This is a genomic window from Erysipelothrix sp. strain 2 (EsS2-7-Brazil), assembly GCF_016617655.1.
GTDB lineage: Bacteria > Bacillota_I > Bacilli_A > Erysipelotrichales > Erysipelotrichaceae > Erysipelothrix > Erysipelothrix piscisicarius.
This window is the reverse complement of sequence record NZ_SCFT01000004.1, coordinates 92931-113091: the sequence shown is the minus strand read 5'-3', so window position 1 is coordinate 113091 and position 20161 is coordinate 92931. Positions and strand designations below refer to the sequence as shown.

20 protein-coding genes are annotated in these 20161 nt (G+C 37.6%); 19 read left to right on the top strand and 1 reads right to left on the bottom strand.

The window, feature by feature from the left end; translation table 11 throughout:
• The first annotated feature begins 107 nt into the window (after nt 1-107).
• From EPJ90_RS03255 to EPJ90_RS03165, 19 genes are all read left to right on the top strand, one after another.
• Nucleotides 108-1127 (top strand): glycosyltransferase family 4 protein, encoded by a 1020-nt coding sequence (locus EPJ90_RS03255; protein ID WP_200542572.1) that lies wholly within the window; start codon nt 108-110, stop codon nt 1125-1127.
• A 40-nt stretch (nt 1128-1167) separates the two neighbouring features.
• Nucleotides 1168-1749 (top strand): membrane lipoprotein lipid attachment site-containing protein, encoded by a 582-nt coding sequence (locus tag EPJ90_RS03250; RefSeq protein ID WP_200542571.1) that lies wholly within the window; start codon nt 1168-1170, stop codon nt 1747-1749.
• Between the two features lie 97 nt (nt 1750-1846).
• Nucleotides 1847-3403, top strand: coding sequence for a ClC family H(+)/Cl(-) exchange transporter (locus EPJ90_RS03245; RefSeq protein ID WP_244660374.1), 1557 nt, complete (start codon nt 1847-1849; stop codon nt 3401-3403).
• A 131-nt stretch (nt 3404-3534) separates the two neighbouring features.
• Entirely contained in the window at nt 3535-5391 is a 1857-nt protein-coding gene (htpG, locus tag EPJ90_RS03240; protein WP_200542569.1) for a molecular chaperone HtpG, read from the top strand.
• A 120-nt stretch (nt 5392-5511) separates the two neighbouring features.
• Nucleotides 5512-6114, top strand: coding sequence for a 3'-5' exonuclease (locus tag EPJ90_RS03235; RefSeq protein WP_161636797.1), 603 nt, complete (start codon nt 5512-5514; stop codon nt 6112-6114).
• On the top strand, nt 6115-6666 hold the full coding sequence (locus tag EPJ90_RS03230) for a haloacid dehalogenase-like hydrolase (protein ID WP_125164001.1): 552 nt from the start codon (nt 6115-6117) through the stop codon (nt 6664-6666).
• A 117-nt stretch (nt 6667-6783) separates the two neighbouring features.
• Complete coding sequence (locus EPJ90_RS03225; RefSeq protein WP_013853417.1) at nt 6784-7164, top strand: hypothetical protein; 381 nt, start codon at nt 6784-6786, stop codon at nt 7162-7164.
• Nucleotides 7161-7604: an NfeD family protein gene (locus tag EPJ90_RS03220; RefSeq protein ID WP_161636796.1), complete on the top strand. Its 444-nt coding sequence runs from the start codon at nt 7161-7163 to the stop codon at nt 7602-7604. Before EPJ90_RS03225 ends, EPJ90_RS03220 begins: the two co-directional genes overlap by 4 nt.
• Before the next feature lies 1 nt (nt 7605).
• Nucleotides 7606-8496, top strand: coding sequence for an SPFH domain-containing protein (locus EPJ90_RS03215; protein WP_161636795.1), 891 nt, complete (start codon nt 7606-7608; stop codon nt 8494-8496).
• Nucleotides 8497-8570: 74 nt separating this feature from the next.
• Nucleotides 8571-9686 carry a DEAD/DEAH box helicase gene (locus tag EPJ90_RS03210; protein WP_200542568.1) on the top strand — a complete coding sequence of 372 codons (1116 nt, stop codon included), beginning with the start codon at nt 8571-8573 and terminating at the stop codon, nt 9684-9686.
• A 116-nt stretch (nt 9687-9802) separates the two neighbouring features.
• A complete protein-coding gene (locus tag EPJ90_RS03205; protein ID WP_244660373.1) occupies nt 9803-10267 on the top strand; it encodes a ComF family protein in 465 nt (154 codons plus the stop codon).
• Between the two features lie 87 nt (nt 10268-10354).
• A complete protein-coding gene (locus EPJ90_RS03200) occupies nt 10355-10552 on the top strand; it encodes a cold-shock protein (RefSeq protein ID WP_018580254.1) in 198 nt (65 codons plus the stop codon).
• An 87-nt stretch (nt 10553-10639) separates the two neighbouring features.
• Complete coding sequence (gene secA / locus EPJ90_RS03195; RefSeq protein WP_161636792.1) at nt 10640-12982, top strand: preprotein translocase subunit SecA; 2343 nt, start codon at nt 10640-10642, stop codon at nt 12980-12982.
• A 13-nt stretch (nt 12983-12995) separates the two neighbouring features.
• Nucleotides 12996-14100, top strand: a protein-coding gene (prfB, locus tag EPJ90_RS03190) for a peptide chain release factor 2 (RefSeq protein ID WP_161636791.1) whose coding sequence is annotated in 2 segments (ribosomal slippage) — nt 12996-13067 and nt 13069-14100 — 1104 coding nt in all. Because the reading frame shifts where the segments join, the coding sequence is not laid out codon by codon here.
• 1 nt (nt 14101) lies between these two features.
• On the top strand, nt 14102-14956 hold the full coding sequence (locus EPJ90_RS03185; RefSeq protein ID WP_161636790.1) for a YitT family protein: 855 nt from the start codon (nt 14102-14104) through the stop codon (nt 14954-14956).
• 75 nt (nt 14957-15031) lie between these two features.
• Nucleotides 15032-15721: a cell division ATP-binding protein FtsE gene (ftsE, locus tag EPJ90_RS03180; RefSeq protein WP_125164008.1), complete on the top strand. Its 690-nt coding sequence runs from the start codon at nt 15032-15034 to the stop codon at nt 15719-15721.
• The gene (gene ftsX, locus EPJ90_RS03175) at nt 15714-16619 is read left to right on the top strand and encodes a permease-like cell division protein FtsX (RefSeq protein WP_161636789.1); all 906 of its coding nucleotides are present in this window, start codon (nt 15714-15716) and stop codon (nt 16617-16619) included. Before ftsE ends, ftsX begins: the two co-directional genes overlap by 8 nt.
• The gene (locus tag EPJ90_RS03170) at nt 16616-17920 is read left to right on the top strand and encodes a murein hydrolase activator EnvC family protein (RefSeq protein WP_200542566.1); all 1305 of its coding nucleotides are present in this window, start codon (nt 16616-16618) and stop codon (nt 17918-17920) included. The genes ftsX and EPJ90_RS03170 overlap by 4 nt, the downstream gene beginning before the upstream one ends.
• Nucleotides 17921-18025: 105 nt before the next feature.
• Nucleotides 18026-19510, top strand: coding sequence for a murein hydrolase activator EnvC family protein (locus EPJ90_RS03165; RefSeq protein WP_200542565.1), 1485 nt, complete (start codon nt 18026-18028; stop codon nt 19508-19510).
• On the opposite strand, the gene EPJ90_RS03160 is transcribed toward EPJ90_RS03165, so the two are convergent.
• Nucleotides 19404-20108, bottom strand: coding sequence for a TIGR00730 family Rossman fold protein (locus EPJ90_RS03160; protein WP_200542564.1), 705 nt, complete (start codon nt 20106-20108; stop codon nt 19404-19406). The two genes, EPJ90_RS03165 and EPJ90_RS03160, sit on opposite strands and share 107 nt — an antisense overlap.
• Nucleotides 20109-20161 lie beyond the last annotated feature (53 nt).

Below are 20161 nucleotides of genomic sequence, written 5' to 3'. Positions count from 1 at the left end.
AACGAAAGATACACAAAATTGAAAGGGAAAGGTTGTCTTAGAACCTTTATTGACAGGTTCTAGTCACAATGATAGGCTAAGAGTACAGATGAAAAAGGCGGTTAATCATGAAAATATTACTCTATCAAAAGGGCGAGAAAGCATTTAGTAAATCGGGAATTGGACGTGCAATGAAGCACCAAGTTCGTGCATTGACCGAAGCTAAAGTCGATTTCACAACAAACACGCAAGACGACTATGATTTGGTTCATATTAATACTGTGGATTTTGGTGCGCGCATGTTTGCACGTAAAGCCCATCGTCGGGGTAAAAAGGTTGTGTATCACGCCCATTCTACCGAGGAAGACTTCCGAAATTCATTTATGTTTTCCAATCAAATTGCCCCACTCTTTAAAAAACATATTGTTTCAAGTTATAAGTTGGGGGATTATATTTTGACACCAACACCCTATTCCAAGCGAATTCTTGAAGGATATGGAATCACGATCCCAATTGAAGATATTTCCAACGGCATTGATTTAAGTCGATTTGAATATTGTGATGAAAAGGTTCAAGCATTTAGAGAGTACTTTAAGATTAAAGAAGGTCAACCTGTAGTGGTTTCGGTGGGACTCTATTTTGAACGCAAAGGATTGCCTGATTTTATGGAAGTTGCTCGCAAGATGCCCGAGGTAACATTCATTTGGTTTGGTCACACTCCGCTTGCAAGTGTTACACAAAAGATTCGTGATGCGATTAAACAGAAACCGGATAATGTCTTACTACCTGGTTATATTGCGGGTGATATTATAGAAGGGGCATATATGTGTGCTGATCTGTTCTTTTTCCCATCTTACGAAGAGACAGAAGGTATCGTTGTTTTGGAAGCATTGGCTGCACATTGCCAAACCCTTGTTCGAAATATTGGCGTATACGATCCATGGCTTGTGGATGGTGAGAATTGTTATAAGGGTGAATGTAATGAGGATTTTATCCGCATTATTCAAGGATGTCTTGATCAAACTTTGCCTTCTACAACTGAAGCAGGATATCAAGTAGCGAAAGATCGCAGTATTAAAGCGATTGGGGAACAATTAAGAGGGATTTATACAAAAGTTTTAAATCAGGATTCCGACATCTTTAAGTAAGGTTGTACTTATGATATTATGACGATAACGAGGTGGATATATGAAACGTCTAAGTGTTTTTTTAGTTCTATTACTAATTTTAACGGGTTGCAGCGATACGCCGGAAAAACCGGAAGTGGTTGAACCGCCTGTGAATACATATGAAACCATTGCATTTAAACTGGGTGGGAAAGCGTATCAACTCCCAGTATCGTATCAAACCTTATTTGAAGATGGATGGATTCCGACAACAGATATTGAAAGCATCTCCCTGGCTTCAAATAGTTATACAGATGGTTATGCTTTACGCAAAGATCGAAATATTATCTGGATTGCATTCTTTAATCCCGAAGATGAAGAAAAGATGTTAGAAGAGACGCTTGTAGCATCGATAAGTGCTGAAAATCGTGAATCGTATTATGATGATCCTGTGGATATTATTGTCCATGAAGGCATTTCCTTTGAAACACCCAAAGAAACAATCATACAACAATTAGGGGACTACACGGAAGATGAAAATGCACGATTTAAAAACATTACATTTGAACATACTAAAAAAGCTAAAAGTGTTTTCAAATTTGATATTGATTCGGGACGTATGGAATATATTGAAATTACAAATTATCGAAAACCAAGGTCGTAAAATAGATACAAATGCGTATCTATTTTTTTTTTATTTATTCTTGTCAGAAAAACATCATAAGCGTATGATAATGAAGAAAAAGTTGGGAGTTGTCATTTTGAAGAAAAAAGAACAGATTATTAATTATTTTGATAAGACGCGTTTAGCCTTTATTGGTAAGGGAATACTGGTAGGTATCTGCGCAGGTCTTGTTGTCAGTTTATTTCGATATCTTATTGAGGAATTGTTAGGACTTGTGAAGTTGGGTTATGCACTCTTACACATTAATCCTCAAATGATTCTTTTCTGGGTTATCGCATCAATCATCCTTGCGATGGTTTTGGGGCTCTTTATTAAAAAAGATCCAATGATTAAAGGCAGTGGTATTCCGCAAATTGAAGGTCAAATATTAGGGGTAATGCACATGAATTGGCTCTCGATTGTTTTGCGAAAAGGAGTTGCGGGTGTTTTGGCTATTGGATCTGGGCTCTTTTTAGGTAGAGAAGGACCTTCGATTCAGTTAGGTGCAGCCGTTGGACAAGGTGTTAATGAAGGATTTAAAGGCAATAGGATGTCTGAAAAGGTATTGGTCTCAAGTGGAGCAGGAGCGGGTCTCGCCGCGGCGTTTAACGCTCCGGTAGCAGGGTTGTTGTTTGTATTGGAAGAGGTTCATCATAATTTCTCGCCACTTGTTCTTCTAACGACACTTGCGGCAACGACAACAGCAAATTTTATTTCACTTTACTTTTTTGGTTTAAGACCAATCCTATCGTTTGGATATTTACAAACATTTGAGTTGAAGCATTATGGATTCTTAGTGCTCTTAGGTGTGCTTTTAGGTGTAGCGGGCTTTATCTACCAAAAAGTCGTTCTCTGGATACCTACGGTCTACAGCAAGCTCAAAAAAATTCCACCATATTTTTACGGAATTATTCCATTTATCCTCGTAATTCCGATTGGTTATTTTTATCCACACTTAATTGGAGGAGGTAGTGATATTATTCATCTTCTTGCGGAGAATCCTTTTGGACTTTCCACACTCATTTCAATCTTTATTCTAAGATTTATATTCTCGATGATTTCTTATGGTTCTGGTCTACCAGGAGGTATATTTTTACCAATTCTTTCTCTTGGTGCCTTGTTAGGGGCAATATATGGTGTATTTTTAACGACACAGTTTGGCTTCGATCCGAACCTTTTAAAATCATTTATTGTGATTGCAATGGCAGGGTACTTTACCGCCATTGGTAAAGCACCGCTCACGGCAATTGTGTTAATCACTGAGATGGTTGGTAATTTTGATCAACTGATGCCGATGGCGGTTGTTTCTTTGGTTGCTTATGTCATTTCGGATTTATGTGGGGGAGAACCTGTGTATGAAGCGATGTTGGAACGTTTGGTGGGAGAACGGGAACCCAATATTACCGGTCAAAAAGTTATTGTTGAACTGTGTGTGCACGTTGAAAGTGCTCTTGACGGTTGCATGGTTCGTGATGTTAGTTGGCCAAGATCAAGTCTTTTGACAGGGATAAGTCGGGGAGACCATGAATTTATTCCACATGGAGATAGTATTATTTGTGCGGGTGATACATTAATGATTTTAACTAATCGTGATTCAAGCGCAGAAGTACGTGAGTATCTTTCCAGTTACGTAGGTGTTAAAAAACCAGTTTAGGACTGGTTTTTTAATGGACTTATTTATTATTAGGGTTAAAGCACTAAAAAAATTCTCAAACCCGTTGACAAAATACAAGAATGCGATATGATATTAGCACTTAACGAATTAGAGTGCTAAGGAGGAATAGAATGGCTCGAACAAAACAATTTAAAGCTGAATCAAAAAGGCTACTGGACTTAATGATTAATTCTATCTATACAAACAAGGAAATTTTCTTACGAGAACTCATATCAAATGCGAGTGATGCGGAAGATAAACTTTACTATAAATCTTTGCAGGATACCTCGATTGAAATCAGTAAAGACGATCTAAAAATAGAAATTGAATTGGATGAGGAGAACCGTACCTTAACCATTCATGACTATGGTATTGGTATGACTGAAAAAGAATTAGAAACTTATTTGGGGACAATTGCGAAAAGTGATTCGCATGCCTTTAAAAAAGCGCTTGAGGAAGGTGATGATGCGGTTGACGTCATTGGCCAATTCGGTGTGGGTTTCTACTCTGCGTTTATGGTAAGTGATCACGTTGATGTTATCTCAAAGGCTTATGGTTCTGAAGCTGCTTATAAGTTTAGCTCGGATGGATTAGATGGATTTAAAATTGAAGCAGCAGAACGGGAAAAACACGGAACCACAATCGTATGTAAGATTAAAGACAATACGGATGACGAATTTTATGAACGATTTATTGATGAGTACACAATCAAGAATTTAATCAAAACATATTCAGATTACATTCGTTATCCAATTGAAATGAAAGTAGAAGACGAAGTCGAAGTTTTAAACTCAATGATTCCAATTTGGAAACGATCCAAAAATGATGTTACTGAGGAAGCATTAAATCAATTCTATAGAGATAAATTCCATGATTATGATGATCCATTTAAAACAATTCAGATGAAAGTTGAAGGAAACCCTTCTTTCGATGCATTACTGTTTATTCCGAAACATGTTCCAATGGATTTCTACTCACAATCCTTTGAACCCGGACTCCAACTTTACAGTCGTGGCGTGTTTATCATGGATCACAACAAGTCTTTAATTCCGGAAGAATTCCGATTTGTAAGAGGACTTGTGGATTCACCTGATTTAAATCTAAATATTTCACGTGAAATCCTACAACATGATCGACAACTTGCTGCGATTTCAAAACGAATTGAACGAAAGATCAAAAGCGAACTAGAGCTAATGATGAAAAACGATCGTGAATCGTATGAATCATTCTGGAAAAACTTTGGTCTTTCAATAAAATATGGTATTTACACGTCTTACGGATCAAAAAGCGATGCCTTAAAGGATCTTGTCCTCTTTAAGAGTTCACAGGGTGATGATTTGGTATCGTTCAAAGAATATATGGAACGTATGAAAGAAGATCAAGAAGAAATCTATTATGTTTCTGGTGAAAACGAAACAAAATGTGCTCATCTACCTCAAACTGAATTTGTTGTTTCAAAAGGTTATGAAGTACTTTATTTCACAGATGAAATTGATGAATTTGCAATTCAAATGTTGCGTGAGTATGAGGGCAAAGCCTTCAAATCAATTAATCAAGGGGACCTTGATTTAGTTGATGATGAAACTAAAAAATCAATTGAAGCGAAAAAAGAAACGCATAAACTTTTAATTGAAGCATTAAAAGAAGCTTTAAAGGATGAAGTTGATGATGTAACCTTATCCACTCGCCTCGTAAATCACCCAGTGTGTCTCGCCAGTGAAGAGGGTGTTTCATTTGAGATGGAGAAAGTGTTGAATGCGATTCCTGATCAAGGGGAACACGTGAAAGCAAAACGGATTTTAGAAATTAATCCAGAACATCCACTACTTGATGCACTTGAAAATGTTCATCAAAACAAACCTGAGGAACTCGGTGATTTTGCGACCATCTTATATGATCAAGCATGTCTAATCGAAGGACTTCCTATTAAAGACCCAGTAACATTCTCAAAACGCGTTGCTGACTTAATGGTAGCTTCCGCAAAATAATAACATTATGCAAAACCCCTTTATGAATCGTAAAGGGGTTTCGCGTATGCGGTTGATAATAAAAAAACTGTGGTTTTAGACTGATTGTGCTACAATAGATTTAGAAAAAGAGGATTTGTAATGCGAAGTGTAGGAGAAAATCTACTGAAGTTTGTTCCTAATTTTACGGTAATTGACTTAGAAACAACAGGACGTAGTAATAAGTTTGAAGACGTAACGGAATTAAGTGCGATAAAGTATCGAAATTATAAACAAGTCGATGCATTTTCCACATTGGTAAAACCTGATAATTCAATTCTTCCTTTTGTTGTAGAGCTAACTGGCATTACCGAAGAAATGGTTTCCGATGCACCTAAAATAAATGAGGTTATCGAACAATTTGTTGAGTTTATTGGGACTGATGTTATTCTTGGTCATAATGTAATGTTTGATTATGGTCTTGTTTATGATGCTTATCTCGATGTTGTTGGGAAACGTATGCATAACGATTACGTTGATACGCTCCGCGTTTCAAGGCTTTTAAATAAAGATTCTAAGAACCATAAATTAGAAACTTTATGTATTTACTTTAATGTTGAGCGTTTAGTGGGACATCGAGGTTCAGAAGATTGTCTTCAGACTGCAGAAGTCTATATCAAAATGAAGGATAAGTATAAACGCCTACGACAGATTCAAAAAGAACAAAAACCAAAAGTATATCCTGTAGAAAAGGGGGCAGAATAAATGAATGTTTATGATTTCGATAAGACCATTTATGATGGGGATAGTTCCATGGATTTCTATAAGTACAATTTAAAACGTGATAAATCGATCATGAAATTTTGGCCGCGTCAAATCAAAGCAGCGCTTGACTATAAACGTGGAAAGATTGATAAGACAGAAATGAAAACGGTTTTTTATGAGTATTTCACGGCGATTCCTGATATTAGAAAACGAGTCTTAGAATTTTGGGATGAACACCGTGATAAGATTAAACCATGGTATCTTGAACAAAAACGTGATGATGATTTAATTATATCAGCATCACCGGAGTTTATGCTTGAACCAATTTGTGATGAATTAGGTATTGAATTGATCGCTTCGGTTGTTGACCCAAAAACTGGGAAGAATCTCAAACATAATTGTTGGGGTGCTGAAAAAGTTGCACGTATGGAAGCATTTTATGATTTGGGTCTGATGGAAGATTTCTATTCTGATTCCTATTCAGATGATCCACTCGCACAGTATGCCGAGCATGCGTATCTCGTAGAAGGTAATACGATAAAACCTTGGTAGAAATAAGACTGATACTCTCTTTACGAGGGGATCAGTTTTTTTATTTCACTAATTATTGGTGAAAATATTGAAATTAGTGAAATTAGTGGTATAATTTGAAAAGTAAAGGAGGTCGCTATGTTTGAATGGGTAACAGGAAATGCACAACTTCAAGTTGTGACTTTGACTGAAAAAAGTTTAACATTAAATCAAAATGCATCATCTCATTTTAAAGACAGTCAGTATGTCTTGGTTGGTTTTTCAAAAGATGGGCAGGTTGGCATTAAGCCAGTTACAAAACGCGATCTTGAACTGAATGTCTATCCAGTCGAGAATTTGCATAAAATTTCAATTGGTAAAGGTTATGCGAAGGTAAATAATAAAGCGTTGTGTGATTTAATCTCTGCTAAAGTAGGGAAAAATCTTGACGGTCAGAAGGTTATTGCGAATTATGACAAAAAAGAACGTGTTCTAACATTTGATTTGTCATCACTAAATGAAGAGGGAGTGATACTATGACATTAACGATGGATTGGGTATGGCTAATTGTTTGTTTAGGGATGTTGGTGCTTGAAGTAATCACGGTTGGAAATTTGGTTTCCCTTTGGTTTTCATTTGGTGCGCTTGCGGCACTAGGTACAACATTTTTAACAGATAATGTAGCAGTACAGTTAGCGGTTTTCGCTATAGTAAGTGTTGCGGCATTAATTATGATTCGTCCAATGACTAAAAATCTCTTAAGAGGTAATGTTGTTTCGACGAATGCGGATCGTTTAATTGGCCGTCAATTTATTTTAAATGAAGAAATTAACCAAGATTCTTGGGGAAAAATCAAGGTTCATGGCGAGGAATGGTCCGCAACGACGGCAGATCAATCTTCAATTTCAGCACATACACGTGTTGAAGTTATTGCCATAGAGGGTGTAAAATTAATTGTGAAAAGTGTAGAGGAGGCTTAACATGCCAGGAATAATTTTATTTTTAGTCATTTTAGCATTAGTATTAATCATTATTGGATATTGCATTCGTGTGATTCCGCAATCAAATGCCTATGTTGTTGAACGATTAGGTGCTTACAGTCATACACTCGATAAGGGAATGCATTTAATTCTGCCGTTTGTAGATCGTGTTGCAAATAAAGTTTCTTTAAAGGAACGTGTTCAAGACTTTGCACCACAACCTGTTATTACAAAAGATAACGTAACAATGCAAATTGATACGGTTGTCTATTTCCAAATTACAGATCCAGTATTATATACATACGGTATTCATAATCCAATTAATGCTATTGAAAATCTTACAGCAACAACGCTTCGTAATATAATTGGGGATTTGGAGTTAGACCAAACCTTAACGTCGCGTGATATCATCAACTCAAAAATGAGAGCAATTCTTGATGAAGCAACAGATCCTTGGGGTATTCGTGTACAACGTGTTGAAGTTAAAAACATTATTCCTCCACGTGATATTCAAGAAGCAATGGAAAAACAAATGCGTGCTGAACGTGAACGACGCGAGTCAATCTTACGTGCAGAAGGGGAAAAACGCTCTGCAATTCTGATTGCTGAAGGGGAAAAGGAATCAACCGTACTTCGAGCTCAAGCTCGTAAAGAAGCAATGATTACAGAAGCTGAAGGGGAAGCCCAAGCTATGGAACGTGTGTTTGACGCTCAATCTAAAGGGGCACAAATGTTAGCATCTATTGATCCAAATAGCGCTTATCTAAAACTTAAGAGTTTTGAAGCGTTTGAAAAAGCAGCAAATGGCCAAGCAACAAAAATTATTGTTCCTTCCGATTTACAAAACTTAGCTTCCGTTTTAGCAGCAGGTAAAGAAATTATTAACAAATAATATAAGACCACTCTTAGAGTGGTTTTTTTTAGGTTTATTTAAGCGCGCACCATACTTATTATTGGGTGATTTAAATGATTTGTGACCGTTGCGGCTACATCGTTCAAAATGATAAATGCCGAAGATGTCTTTATTACAGTCAATATCTCGTGGATTTGGAGTCATGTCGGCAGGAGTCTGTAACCAACAATGATGCGATATGTACACTTCCTTTTAAATTGACAGCATATCAAAACGATATTGCGAATCGTTTGTGTGAATTGGTTAAGACGGAAGATGTATTTTTAGAAGCGGTTTGTGGTGCTGGGAAAACAGAAATCTGTGTCCCCCTTATTGAACAATTACTGAGAGATGGGAAATGTGTTTGTTGGGCAGTTCCTCGCAGAGCAATTGTGCTTGAGTTGTATGAACGATTTCAATTGTATTTTAAAACTGTCAAAGTCGCATGTGTATGTGGCGGGAAAACGGATGATGTTATTGCACCGCTTATTATTTGTACGACGCATCAACTTTATCGATACGATCATCAATTTGATCTGTTAATTTTAGATGAGCCGGATGCCTTCCCATTTGCAAATGATGCGTTGTTGCTTAAATTTGTTTTGAACGCTTGTAAAGGACGTATTGTCTATCTTAGTGCAACATGTAATGCATACCTTGAATCCTTATGCGAGTCCAAGCAGGTAAAACATCTATATGCATCATTGCGTCCCAGTGGGAAACTTTTACCGGTCCCAATTTATATTCAATCGTTCTTTCCAATACTACGAATGTTAATTGAGTATCGAAAAAACAAAAAAGAGAGTTTGCTCATATTTGTACCAACACGTAAGCTGGCGCAGGTGCTATCGTTATTATTACGTGTGCCTTCGATTACATCACAGACCACAAATCGTGACGTGGTCTTGGAGCATTTTAGAGAATGTGGAGGGGTACTCGTTTGCACAACGGTACTCGAACGCGGTGTAACGTTTAAAAAATGTGATGTATTTGTACTTTATGCAGATCACCCAATTTTTAATACTTCATCTTTAGTACAAATTGCTGGACGCGTAGAACGTGGTTTGAATCCAAAAAAAGGAGTATGTATGTGTTTTTTTCTCGAATTGACACCGCCCTTACAAAGGGCAAAACAGATCATCGACAGTGCGAACAAGCATGCGATATTTGCTTTAAGAGCATTGGAATGAAACCATTCATTGATTCGGTTATGCATCCAAGGCAGCATTTGTTATGTTCATGCTGTTGTGCCCAGCTACGAATCAAGAAATTTTACCGCGAAGACCTTTCCGTCAAAACGTGTGTATTGTTTGAGTATCGAGATTTTATTCGAAACCTTATCCTAAGATACAAAGTTCATAATGATGATTATCTGAAACGATATTTGTTTGAATATCATCGACTTTGGATTCGACTTCATTATGTAGGGTACCATTATGTTATTGCGCCATCGCACCAAAATACAACTAAAAGTAGTAAGAAAAATCATTTAGAAAATTTAGTTGAAAATATCGGACTCAAGTGCAGTGGAATCAACCTCATCAACACGGCACCCATAAAGCAAGCTCAATGTAATGCGCAACAGCGATGCTTGATCAGAAACCATATTCAACTCGAAAAAGTCCTACACACAAAGACAAAGAAAATTTTAATCATTGATGACATTGTAACAACTGGAAATACTTTAGAAACAATTGCAGGTCAACTCAGTCCCTATGTCAATCAGATTGAGGCACTCTGCCTCGCGGGGACGTTACCAAACCATAAGTAAGCGATTTCACTTGCCTTTTAAGTACCTCTATCGTATAATTTTATTGAAATTAAAAGTATATAAATATGCTTAGAAAGGGTCTGTACAATGAAGGGGAAAGTTAAAACATTCAACAAAAACAAAGGATTCGGATTTATCACGGCAGAAGATGGCCAAGACATATTTTTCCATTACACACATCTGATTATGGAAGGATTTAAAACCATTGAAGAGGGTACTGAAGTTGAATTTGAACTTGTGGAATCCGATCGCGGTTTGCAAGCACATAATATTGTGAGAATCTAGAGTAAAAAAGTTGGTCATGCCAACTTTTTTAGTTATGTATTCTGAAATCGTTATGTGTTACAATATCAAGGAATGGAGGCTTGAATTATGGCTGGATTTTTAAGTAATCTTTTTAGTGGCGATCGTAAGATTTTAAATGAAATTGAAAAAATTGCAAATGAAATTGATGCATTGGCAGATGAGACGCGAGCTCTATCTGATGAAGCATTAAAAGAAAAAACTAATGAATTTAAAAACCGTATTGCGCAAGGGGAAACTTTAGATGATCTTCTTGTGGAAGCTTATGCTGTTGCACGTGAGGCTGCATATCGCGTTATTGGCGAATTTCCATATGTTGTTCAGCTCATGGGGGCTATAATTCTTCACCGCGGTGATATCGCGGAAATGAAGACCGGAGAAGGGAAAACATTAACTGCAATTATGCCTGCTTACCTTAATGCGTTAGAGGGTAAAGGGGTTCATGTTATTACGGTTAATGAGTATCTTGCTCAACGTGATGCGGAATGGATGGGTGAGATTCACCGATTCTTAGGACTTACAGTCGGTATAAACGTGCGCGCTTTATCACCTTCAGGTAAACGCGAGGTATATGAATGTGATATTACATATACGACAAACTCGGAAGTTGGTTTCGACTATCTTCGAGACAATATGGTGACAAAGGTCGAACAACGTGTTTTACGTCCTTTAAACTATGCGCTTGTTGATGAGGTTGACTCGATTCTCATTGATGAATCACGAACACCCTTAATTATTTCAGGTGGTGCACGTGATGGTGCGAAGTTGTATGAATCTTCAGATAAATTTGCGAAAAAACTAAGCGAAGGTGCAGACTACGTAATTGATGTTAAGTCAAAAACAGTCCAACTTACTGAAGCGGGTGTTGAAAAGGCAGAACGCACTTTTAAAGTAGATAACCTCTATGATCTTGATAATACATCGTTGGTGCACCATATCAATAATGCATTAAAAGCAAATTACATTATGCTTAATGACATTGAATATGTTGTTCAAGATAATGAAGTAGTGATTGTGGATCAGTTTACAGGACGTTTGATGGAAGGACGTGAGTATTCTGATGGACTTCACCAAGCACTGTGCGCAAAAGAAGGCGTAACAATTAAACAAGAAACGGTAACGTTAGCAACCGTAACGTATCAAAATTTCTTCAGACTTTATAATAAACTTTCAGGGATGACCGGAACTGCGAAAACGGAAGAGGAAGAATTCCTTGAAATTTATAACATGCGTGTTTTAGAAGTTCCGACAAACCGTCCGATTGCACGTCAAGATCTACCAGATCTTGTATACGGTACACGCAAGGCGAAATTTGAAGCCCTTATTGAAACCGTACGTGAGCTTAATGAAAAAGGACAACCCGTGCTTGTGGGTACTGTTGCTGTTGAAACATCTGAATACTTAAGTATGATGATGAAACAACGTAAGATTAAACATGAAGTTTTAAATGCGAAAAATCATGCTCGTGAAGCACAAATTATTGAAAAAGCAGGGCGTAAAGGTTCTGTAACAATTGCAACCAACATGGCTGGTCGTGGTACCGATATTAAACTTGATGAAGAATCAAGAGCGTTAGGTGGTCTTGCAGTTTTAGGTAGTGAGCGTCATGAATCACGTCGTATTGATAACCAATTACGCGGTCGTTCAGGTCGTCAAGGGGATCCAGGGATGTCCCGTTTCTTCGTTTCATTTGAAGATGATTTAATGCTGCGTCACGGTAGTGAGCGTTTTGAAAATGTTTATAGTCAATTGGGAGATGTAGCAATTGAAAACAAAGTAATTACAAAACAAATTAGTGCTGCACAACGACGTGTTGAAGGGGTCAACTTTGACATTCGTAAGACACTGCTTGATTATGATGATGTACTACGTCAACAACGTGAAATCATTTATGAACAACGCGATTACGTTTTAGAAAACGAAGATGTTCATGGAATAATTAAAGAAATGTATAAACGTGTTGTATCAGATACCATCGCATCGTATACAAATACAGAGTCAAGAGATCTTTCAATTGACAAGGAAGGACTTGTAGAAGCATTAGACAAACTTGGTTTGATCGATGACACATTCGATCTAACATCGTTGGATAAAGCATCACAAGAAGATATTCAAACAATCATCACGGATGCTGCATGGGAAAAATATGAAACCAAAATTTCTGATGTTCAAGATCAATTTACTCGTGTTGAAAAAGAAGTTGTTCTTAACATGATTGATCGATCATGGGTTGATCATATCGATGCTATGAGTAAGTTGAGAGAAGGGATTCATTTGCGCTCTTATGCACAGGATAAACCGCTCCAGGCTTATGTGACTGAAGGATTTGAAATGTTTGAAGAAATGCTAGGACAAATTGCACAAGACATTGTAATGTTCTGTGTAAACGTAAAAATAGAGTACAGACAATAGATAGGGTGATACGATGGAATTATTTGAAATAGCACAGATTGTTGATTCAACAACATCTGATTTGAAAGCACTTGGTGATTCACTTTGACTTAGCTCAAAAAGAAGCTAAAATCAAAGAACTTGAATCAGAAATGGTTGAGGATGGTTTTTGGGATGATCATCGTCACAGTTCTCAACATATTCAAAAGCTGAATCAATTAAAAAAAGTCGTTGAAACACATCACGATTTACTCGAACGATTGATGTCATGCTCCGATAGCATTCTTTTACTAAAAGAAGAGTCGGATGAGGAGTTTCAAACCTCACTTGAAGCAGAAGTTAAAGAAATTCAAAAAGAAATGGAATCTTTCTCGGTACTTGTACTTCTAAGTCATGACTACGACCAAAAAAATGCAATTGTGGAAATCCATCCGGGTGCCGGTGGGACAGAAAGTCAAGATTTCGCAGAAATGTTGTACCGTATGTACACACGCTGGGCGCAAGATCACGGATTTAAGATTAGTGTTCTTAACTATCTTGATGGCGATGAAGCAGGGCTAAAGTCCGTATCTTTTTCCGTATCGGGAATGTTTGCATATGGTTATCTTAAAGCTGAAAAGGGTGTGCACCGTCTTGTTAGAATTAGTCCTTTTGATTCATCAGGTCGCCGTCACACATCATTTGCTTCCGTTGATGTCGCACCCGAGTTTGATGATAGTATTGAAATTACAATTTTACCAGAAGACATTGATGTTGATACCATGCGTGCAACAGGCGCTGGAGGACAACATGTTAATAAAACGGATTCAGCAGTGCGGATAACGCACAAGAAAACGGGTATCGTTGTGACATGTCAAGCGGGAAGAAGTCAACTTCAAAATAGAGAAGAAGCCTTAATGATGCTTAAGAGTAAATTGTATCAAAGAGAAATCGAAGAAAAACAGGCTCAACTTGCAGCCATAAAGGGTGAGCATAAGCTTATTGAATGGGGATCACAAATTCGATCTTATGTCGCTCATCCATACACAATGGTGAAAGATCATCGTACAAAATTTGAGACGAGCCAATATGGTGATGTATTAGATGGTGATATTGATGATTTTATTGAAGCATTTTTAAAAATGAATGTAGGAGTATAGAATGGATCGTATAAAAGAACATTTAAGCGACTTGCTATTTTTACTTCTAGGAAACTTTGTACTTGCGGTAGCTGTAACATTTTTTATACTACCCAATAATATTCTTTCTGGGGGCGTATCGGGTGTATCCGTTGCGCTCTACCCATTTATAGGGATTGAAAAAGAATTGATGATTAATATTATTTATGCATCATCGTTTCTATTAGGGTTGGTTTTCTTAGGTAAACGATTTGCAATTAAAACGCTAGCGAGCACAATATTATCCCCTTTGTTAATTAACCTTCTATCAACAGTCGGATACGCACCTGTCGTTGAGCCAATACTAGCATCGATTTTTGGAGGCGCATTAATGGGAATTGGATTGGGATTAACATTTAGGACTGGTGCAAGTACTGGTGGTATGGATATTCCACCCTTAATTCTATCAAAGTATACTGGGATTAAGGTCTCTGTATGGATTGCACTTATCGATACTGTTACAGTACTACTAGGCCTAAAGAGTTATGGATTGAACAATGTCCTGATTGGGTTTTTATCAATTTTTACTTCAGCGGTAGCGATTGATAAGATTCAGATGATTTCGGGAGAGCAAGCAAAACAAGTATTTATTATAACCGATGAAGTAAATGAAGTTTTAAATCGTATTCATACTATGATTGATCGAGGATCAACGCGCATTCCGGCAACTGGTGGATATACGAATGAATCACGTGAAATTATTTTAACGGTATTAATGAAGGACCAATATGTCGAGCTGGAGCGTCTTGTTAAAGAGGTTGATCCAAATGCATTTTTGATTGTATCAGATGCTACGGAGGTTCATGGGAAGGGCTTTATGAAGGCATCAATCACATAGCCTACCATACTTTTTCACATTATGGACATAAACGGTGTGATATAATAACACATGATAAAAGGAGTGAGTTGATCGATGTTATATTTCGAAAATGTATCAAAACAGTATAAAAACGGTGTTAACGCGCTCTATAATATTAATCTTGGAATTGAACAAGGCGAATTTGTTTATATCATTGGACCGACAGGTTCAGGAAAATCTACGATGATTCGTCTCTTAAATGGTGAAGAAATACCTACTAAAGGAACCGTTAAAGTTGGGAAATTTAATGTAGGTAAATTAAAACATTCAAAAGTGCCGCTCTATCGACGTCACATTGGAGTAGTATTTCAGGACTTTAAATTATTAGAACGTAAAACAGTATTTGAGAATATTGCTTTTGCACTTGAAGTTGTTAATACACCACGCGTTGAATTACGCAAGCGTGTACGCGAAGTTTTAAGACTTGTGGATTTAACTGAAAAGGCAAATGCTTATCCGAATGAATTATCAGGGGGACAACAACAACGTGTTGCAATTGGACGCGCGATTGCAAATAGACCCAAAGTTCTTATTTGTGATGAACCAACAGGGAATCTTGATCCCGATAAATCAACGGAGATTATTCATTTATTGGAACGCATTAATGAAGAAGAAGCAACAACAGTCGTAATGGTCACACACGATGTTGAAATTGTTAATAAAAACAAAAAACGTACAATTGCTTTAGATGAAGGCCACTTGGTGGCAGATTTGACTGCGGGAGGATATATCAACCATGGGTAGAGTCTGGCGTCATATCAAAGATGGTTTTACAGGTGTTACACGACACTTTGCATTATCACTATCAAGTATTTCATCGGTTACTGTGACCCTCTTACTAATGTCAATCTTTCTATTTTTAAGTGTAAACATTAGCACAATTACGAAATCAATGGAACAAAGTGTTCAGATCCATGCTCAGATTTCGAATGATTATGAGGAAAAATCACAGATTAATGAAATTCAAAAACAAATTGAACAATTACCAGAAGTTTTAGATGTTAAGTTTTCATCCAAAGAAAACGAGCTTGATGCATTTATTCGAGCCAATGACTCAGAAGATGCCGAAAGTCTTTACGGTGGTTATCGTGGAGAAAACAATCCGATGTTGAACGCGTTTTTAATCAATGCCAAATCGGGGGATGAAATTAAAGACTTATCAAATAAAATTGCGAAAATCGAAGGTGTTTATAAAACAAGTTACGGAGGAAGCGGAACAACTGATTTCCTTGGTATGCTTGAACAAGTTCGAAATATCGGGTTTATTATTGTAATCACACTTGCTGTGATTGCTGTATTTTTAATATCGAATACGATACGTGTTTCAATTCATTCACGTCGTCGTGAAATTAGTATTATGCGAACGGTGGGTGCAACCAATTGGTACATCCGTTGGCCGTTTATCATCGAGGGGATGATAATTGGATTACTCGGAGCAGTAATTCCTATTGTTATATCGATATTTGGATATCAATACTTATATCAAGCAACGGGCGGTATATTAATATCGCAAATGTTTAAATTGGTTGCAGTTTATCCATTATCACTACAAATCTCAGGGATTCTAGCATTAATTGGAATCGTTGTAGGAGCATTGGGAAGTCTCTTCTCAGTGGGTAAATTCTTAAGGTGGTCACGATGAAAAAATTTTTCAGAAATGTTATAATCATATTAGTAGTAGTATTGATGCTTGCTGGCGTGCTGGCACCCGTGTTTGTTACGGTGCCAATCTACGCTGAGGATATTGAATCACTTCAAAATTCAATTGCTGAACGTGAGAAAGAGCTCGAGGCGCAAAAGGCGAAACAGGCTAATATTAAAGAACAACTTTCTGAAGAAGTCGCTAAGTTGGATGATTATCGCCAACAAATCAAAAATCTTGAAGCAGAAATTGAGTCGATGAAGACAGCGATCGCAACTTCGGAAGAAGAGATCAAACGCCTTCAAACAAGTATCGATGAGAGAGCGAAAAAGATTAAAGAAACGGAAGAGAAGGTTAAGGGCTATATGGTCAATGCCCAATCATCTTCTCGTGTTAACGGTTATTTCGAGTTTGTAATGGGTGCTGAAGATTTCGCTGAGATGGTTCGTCGTCTTGAAGGTATGGGCGCCATTAAACGTTATAACGAAGATCTAATCCGTGAAATGAATGAAATTAAAACAGAATTGGAAGCAGATAAAGCAAAACAAGAAGAAGAAAAACAAGCGATTGTTTTACGTAAAGAAGCTTCGGAACTTCAAAAGGAAGAAGCAAAACTTCTTGAGGAACGTGTTCGCGCCGTCATTACAGAGCTTCATCAAAAAGAAAAAGAAGCCCAAGAGCAAATTGCGAGCATTAATGACAAAAACAAAGCGGATGAAGAACGTATTAAAGAACTTCAGTTTCCCTCAACACCTGGAACAGGTGGCAATGGTTTTACATTACCACTCCCATCAGGAACCTTTAGCGTCACTGCCGATGTTTGGCATTATCCAGAAGAATATGGTGGAAGCGCTCATGCTGGTGTCGATTTAGGTGTAAGTCAAGGAACTCCGGTATTTGCGGTTGGTAATGGACTTATTGTTTCAACCAATTCAGGCTGTTATCCAGGCAATTGGAGTTGCGGTGGAGGTTATGGAGACTACATTTCATATATTGTAAATGTAGGGGGACATAACTATGGAATTCTTGTTGCCCATCTATCCGCTGTATCGGTTTCAAAAAATCAAGTAGTATCTGCTGGTAGTCAAATTGGACTTTCAGGAAATACCGGATCTTCAACCGGACCACATCTTCATGTCGAAACAATTGATATGGGACCTGGGACCATTTTAGATGCTTGGAATCGATGGAATGGTGATCCTCAATTTGGAACAGGTCCGGCTTCTTACGGGGGCCGACGTTGTGATCAAGGTTACGGTGTTCCATGTCGCCTTTATCCGCGACAAACATTAGGAATTTAATTATAGAAAAAAGTACAAATTTCCGTTTGTACTTTCTTTGCCTAGTATCCTACTCGTCTATGATTTGTTCATAGTTCTGTACTATTACGAAATAGGAGTGATTGTATGAAAAAAATAATCAAAAATGGACTGTGTATATTTCTTGCGTTGTTTGTGCTTGGTGGAACGTTAACACCTGCAATCAGTACAACTGTATTTGCTGCGTCCTCAGACACAACAAAAGAACAAGAAGAAAGACGCGCACAAATTGAAGAAAATAAGAAAAAATTGAGCGCGCTTGAAGGATCTCAGAAAGATATTAAGGCAAACTTAACAGAAGAAATGAAAAACTTAAGCGGATATAAAGAACAAATCGCAAGTTTAGATTCAAAAATAAAAGAAATCGAAGGTGAGATTCGCGTTTCTGAAGCACAGATTGTTCAGCTTCAAAAATCGATTGATGAACGACAAGCTAAGATTGAAGAGACAGACGTAAAGGTTAAATCCTATATGTTAAATGCGCAATCTGCTACACGCGTAAATGGTTATTTTGAATTTATGATGACGGGCGAAGATTTTTCTCAAATTGTGCGACGGTTTGAAGTATTGAGTTCCATTAAACGCTATAATGAAGAACTTGTACGTTCAATCTATAAAATCAAACTCGAACTTGAAGCAGATAAGAAACTTCAAGAAGTTGAGCGTGAAGAAATTAAACTTCACAAAGAGGACATCGAACTTCAAAAAGAGACTGCAAAGATCTACGAGAAACATGTCGAGGAAATTGTGAAAGAACTTCAAAAACAAGAAGCAGAATTACAAGATGAACTTGATGAAATTAAGTATGTTAATGCAGGGCATGAAACTCAGATTAAAGCGTTAGCAGAACAACTTGCTCATGAACTTGCCCAAGAACAAAATAATAATTCAGGTTCGCAAGGATCAAATGGTGGCTCTACCGGTGGTGAGTCATCAGGAGAATCTCAAGAAAATGGTTCTACAGGTGGAGAATCAAGCGAAGGGGGATCTACCGGTGGTGGATCAACTGGAGGAGGCTCTACGGGTGGTGGATCAACAAGTGGATTTTCACTGCCTCTCGATCCGGGAGTATACCGAGTAGGAAACAGTGTTTGGGCGTATGACTGGGGCTCACCTCATATGGGTGTGGATCTTGAAGTCTATTATGGAAACAATGCACGTTCAGTAGGAACTGGAATGGTTATTGCAACGAATTCCGGATGTTCTGAAGGAAACTGGGCTTGTGGTGGAGGTTATGGAAACTATATTTCATACCTTGTGCACGTAAACGGCCAAAATTATGGTATTCTGTTTGCCCATTTAAGTGCTGTTTATGTTTCGGAAGGACAAATTGTTCATCCAGGTTCAGTACTTGGACTCACGGGTAATACCGGTGCATCAACCGGACCTCACTTACATGTTGAAACCATTAACATGGGTGGGGGATCAATCTATGATGCTTGGAGTTTATGGGCTGAGAATAGTACTATGAACTTTGGGACAGGATCTGCAAGCAGTGGTGGTCGACGTTGTGATCAAGGCTATGGTGTTCCATGTCGATTACATCCGCAATCAACGCTTGGACTCTACTAAAAAAACTGAGCTCAATAGACTCAGTTTTTTTCTGCTCAAATCCAAATTTTGAATCCATCAGTTTCGCTTCCATTTGCCGGATAAACGCATCAAAATTCGATTCAAAAATAATGCAATCAATCTGTTCATGTGATGAGAATCCGACATTTGCTGCTGTATCCAAATATGTTTGAATCCCATCATAGTAATGGTTAATATTTAAGAAACCGTAAGGCTTGTTATGAATTCCAATCTGATTCCATGTAATGACTTCAAAAATTTCTTCCATCGTTCCACATCCACCGGGAAAAGCAATAAACCCATCTGCCATATCCATCATCAGTGCCTTTCGTTCATGCATATCCTTCACAAGTATGGATTCGGAGAGTCCTTCATGGAGGATTTCCTTATCCGCAAGAACCTTTGGCATTACACCAATAACATATCCGCCTTCTTGCAACATCGTATCCGCAAGAAGCCCCATAATCCCTACTTTTGCGCCACCATAAATTAATTGAATACCATGATGTGAAAAATACGTTGCAAGTCGTATCGCTTCATCGCGATAAATCGGCAATTCTGGCATTTTTGATCCACAAAAAACTGCAATTCGTTTCATAATGTGTCCTCCGTGATTTATTTGTGATTATTAATATTATAACATTGAATTCT

What these genes read in the sequence shown, in the direction of transcription:
- EPJ90_RS03200 (WP_018580254.1), top strand. Translation starts at nt 10,355, where the DNA reads ATGAAGGGGAAAGTTAAAACATTCAACAAAAACAAAGGATTCGGATTT.
- secA (WP_161636792.1), top strand. Translation starts at nt 10,640, where the DNA reads ATGGCTGGATTTTTAAGTAATCTTTTTAGTGGCGATCGTAAGATTTTA.
- EPJ90_RS03210 (WP_200542568.1), top strand. Translation starts at nt 8,571, where the DNA reads ATGATTTGTGACCGTTGCGGCTACATCGTTCAAAATGATAAATGCCGA.
- EPJ90_RS03185 (WP_161636790.1), top strand. Translation starts at nt 14,102, where the DNA reads ATGGATCGTATAAAAGAACATTTAAGCGACTTGCTATTTTTACTTCTA.
- ftsX (WP_161636789.1), top strand. Translation starts at nt 15,714, where the DNA reads ATGGGTAGAGTCTGGCGTCATATCAAAGATGGTTTTACAGGTGTTACA.
- EPJ90_RS03255 (WP_200542572.1), top strand. Translation starts at nt 108, where the DNA reads ATGAAAATATTACTCTATCAAAAGGGCGAGAAAGCATTTAGTAAATCG.
- EPJ90_RS03220 (WP_161636796.1), top strand. Translation starts at nt 7,161, where the DNA reads ATGACATTAACGATGGATTGGGTATGGCTAATTGTTTGTTTAGGGATG.
- EPJ90_RS03160 (WP_200542564.1), bottom strand. Translation starts at nt 20,108, where the DNA reads ATGAAACGAATTGCAGTTTTTTGTGGATCAAAAATGCCAGAATTGCCG.
- EPJ90_RS03235 (WP_161636797.1), top strand. Translation starts at nt 5,512, where the DNA reads ATGCGAAGTGTAGGAGAAAATCTACTGAAGTTTGTTCCTAATTTTACG.
- ftsE (WP_125164008.1), top strand. Translation starts at nt 15,032, where the DNA reads ATGTTATATTTCGAAAATGTATCAAAACAGTATAAAAACGGTGTTAAC.
- EPJ90_RS03250 (WP_200542571.1), top strand. Translation starts at nt 1,168, where the DNA reads ATGAAACGTCTAAGTGTTTTTTTAGTTCTATTACTAATTTTAACGGGT.
- htpG (WP_200542569.1), top strand. Translation starts at nt 3,535, where the DNA reads ATGGCTCGAACAAAACAATTTAAAGCTGAATCAAAAAGGCTACTGGAC.
- EPJ90_RS03215 (WP_161636795.1), top strand. Translation starts at nt 7,606, where the DNA reads ATGCCAGGAATAATTTTATTTTTAGTCATTTTAGCATTAGTATTAATC.
- EPJ90_RS03170 (WP_200542566.1), top strand. Translation starts at nt 16,616, where the DNA reads ATGAAAAAATTTTTCAGAAATGTTATAATCATATTAGTAGTAGTATTG.
- EPJ90_RS03230 (WP_125164001.1), top strand. Translation starts at nt 6,115, where the DNA reads ATGAATGTTTATGATTTCGATAAGACCATTTATGATGGGGATAGTTCC.
- EPJ90_RS03225 (WP_013853417.1), top strand. Translation starts at nt 6,784, where the DNA reads ATGTTTGAATGGGTAACAGGAAATGCACAACTTCAAGTTGTGACTTTG.
- EPJ90_RS03165 (WP_200542565.1), top strand. Translation starts at nt 18,026, where the DNA reads ATGAAAAAAATAATCAAAAATGGACTGTGTATATTTCTTGCGTTGTTT.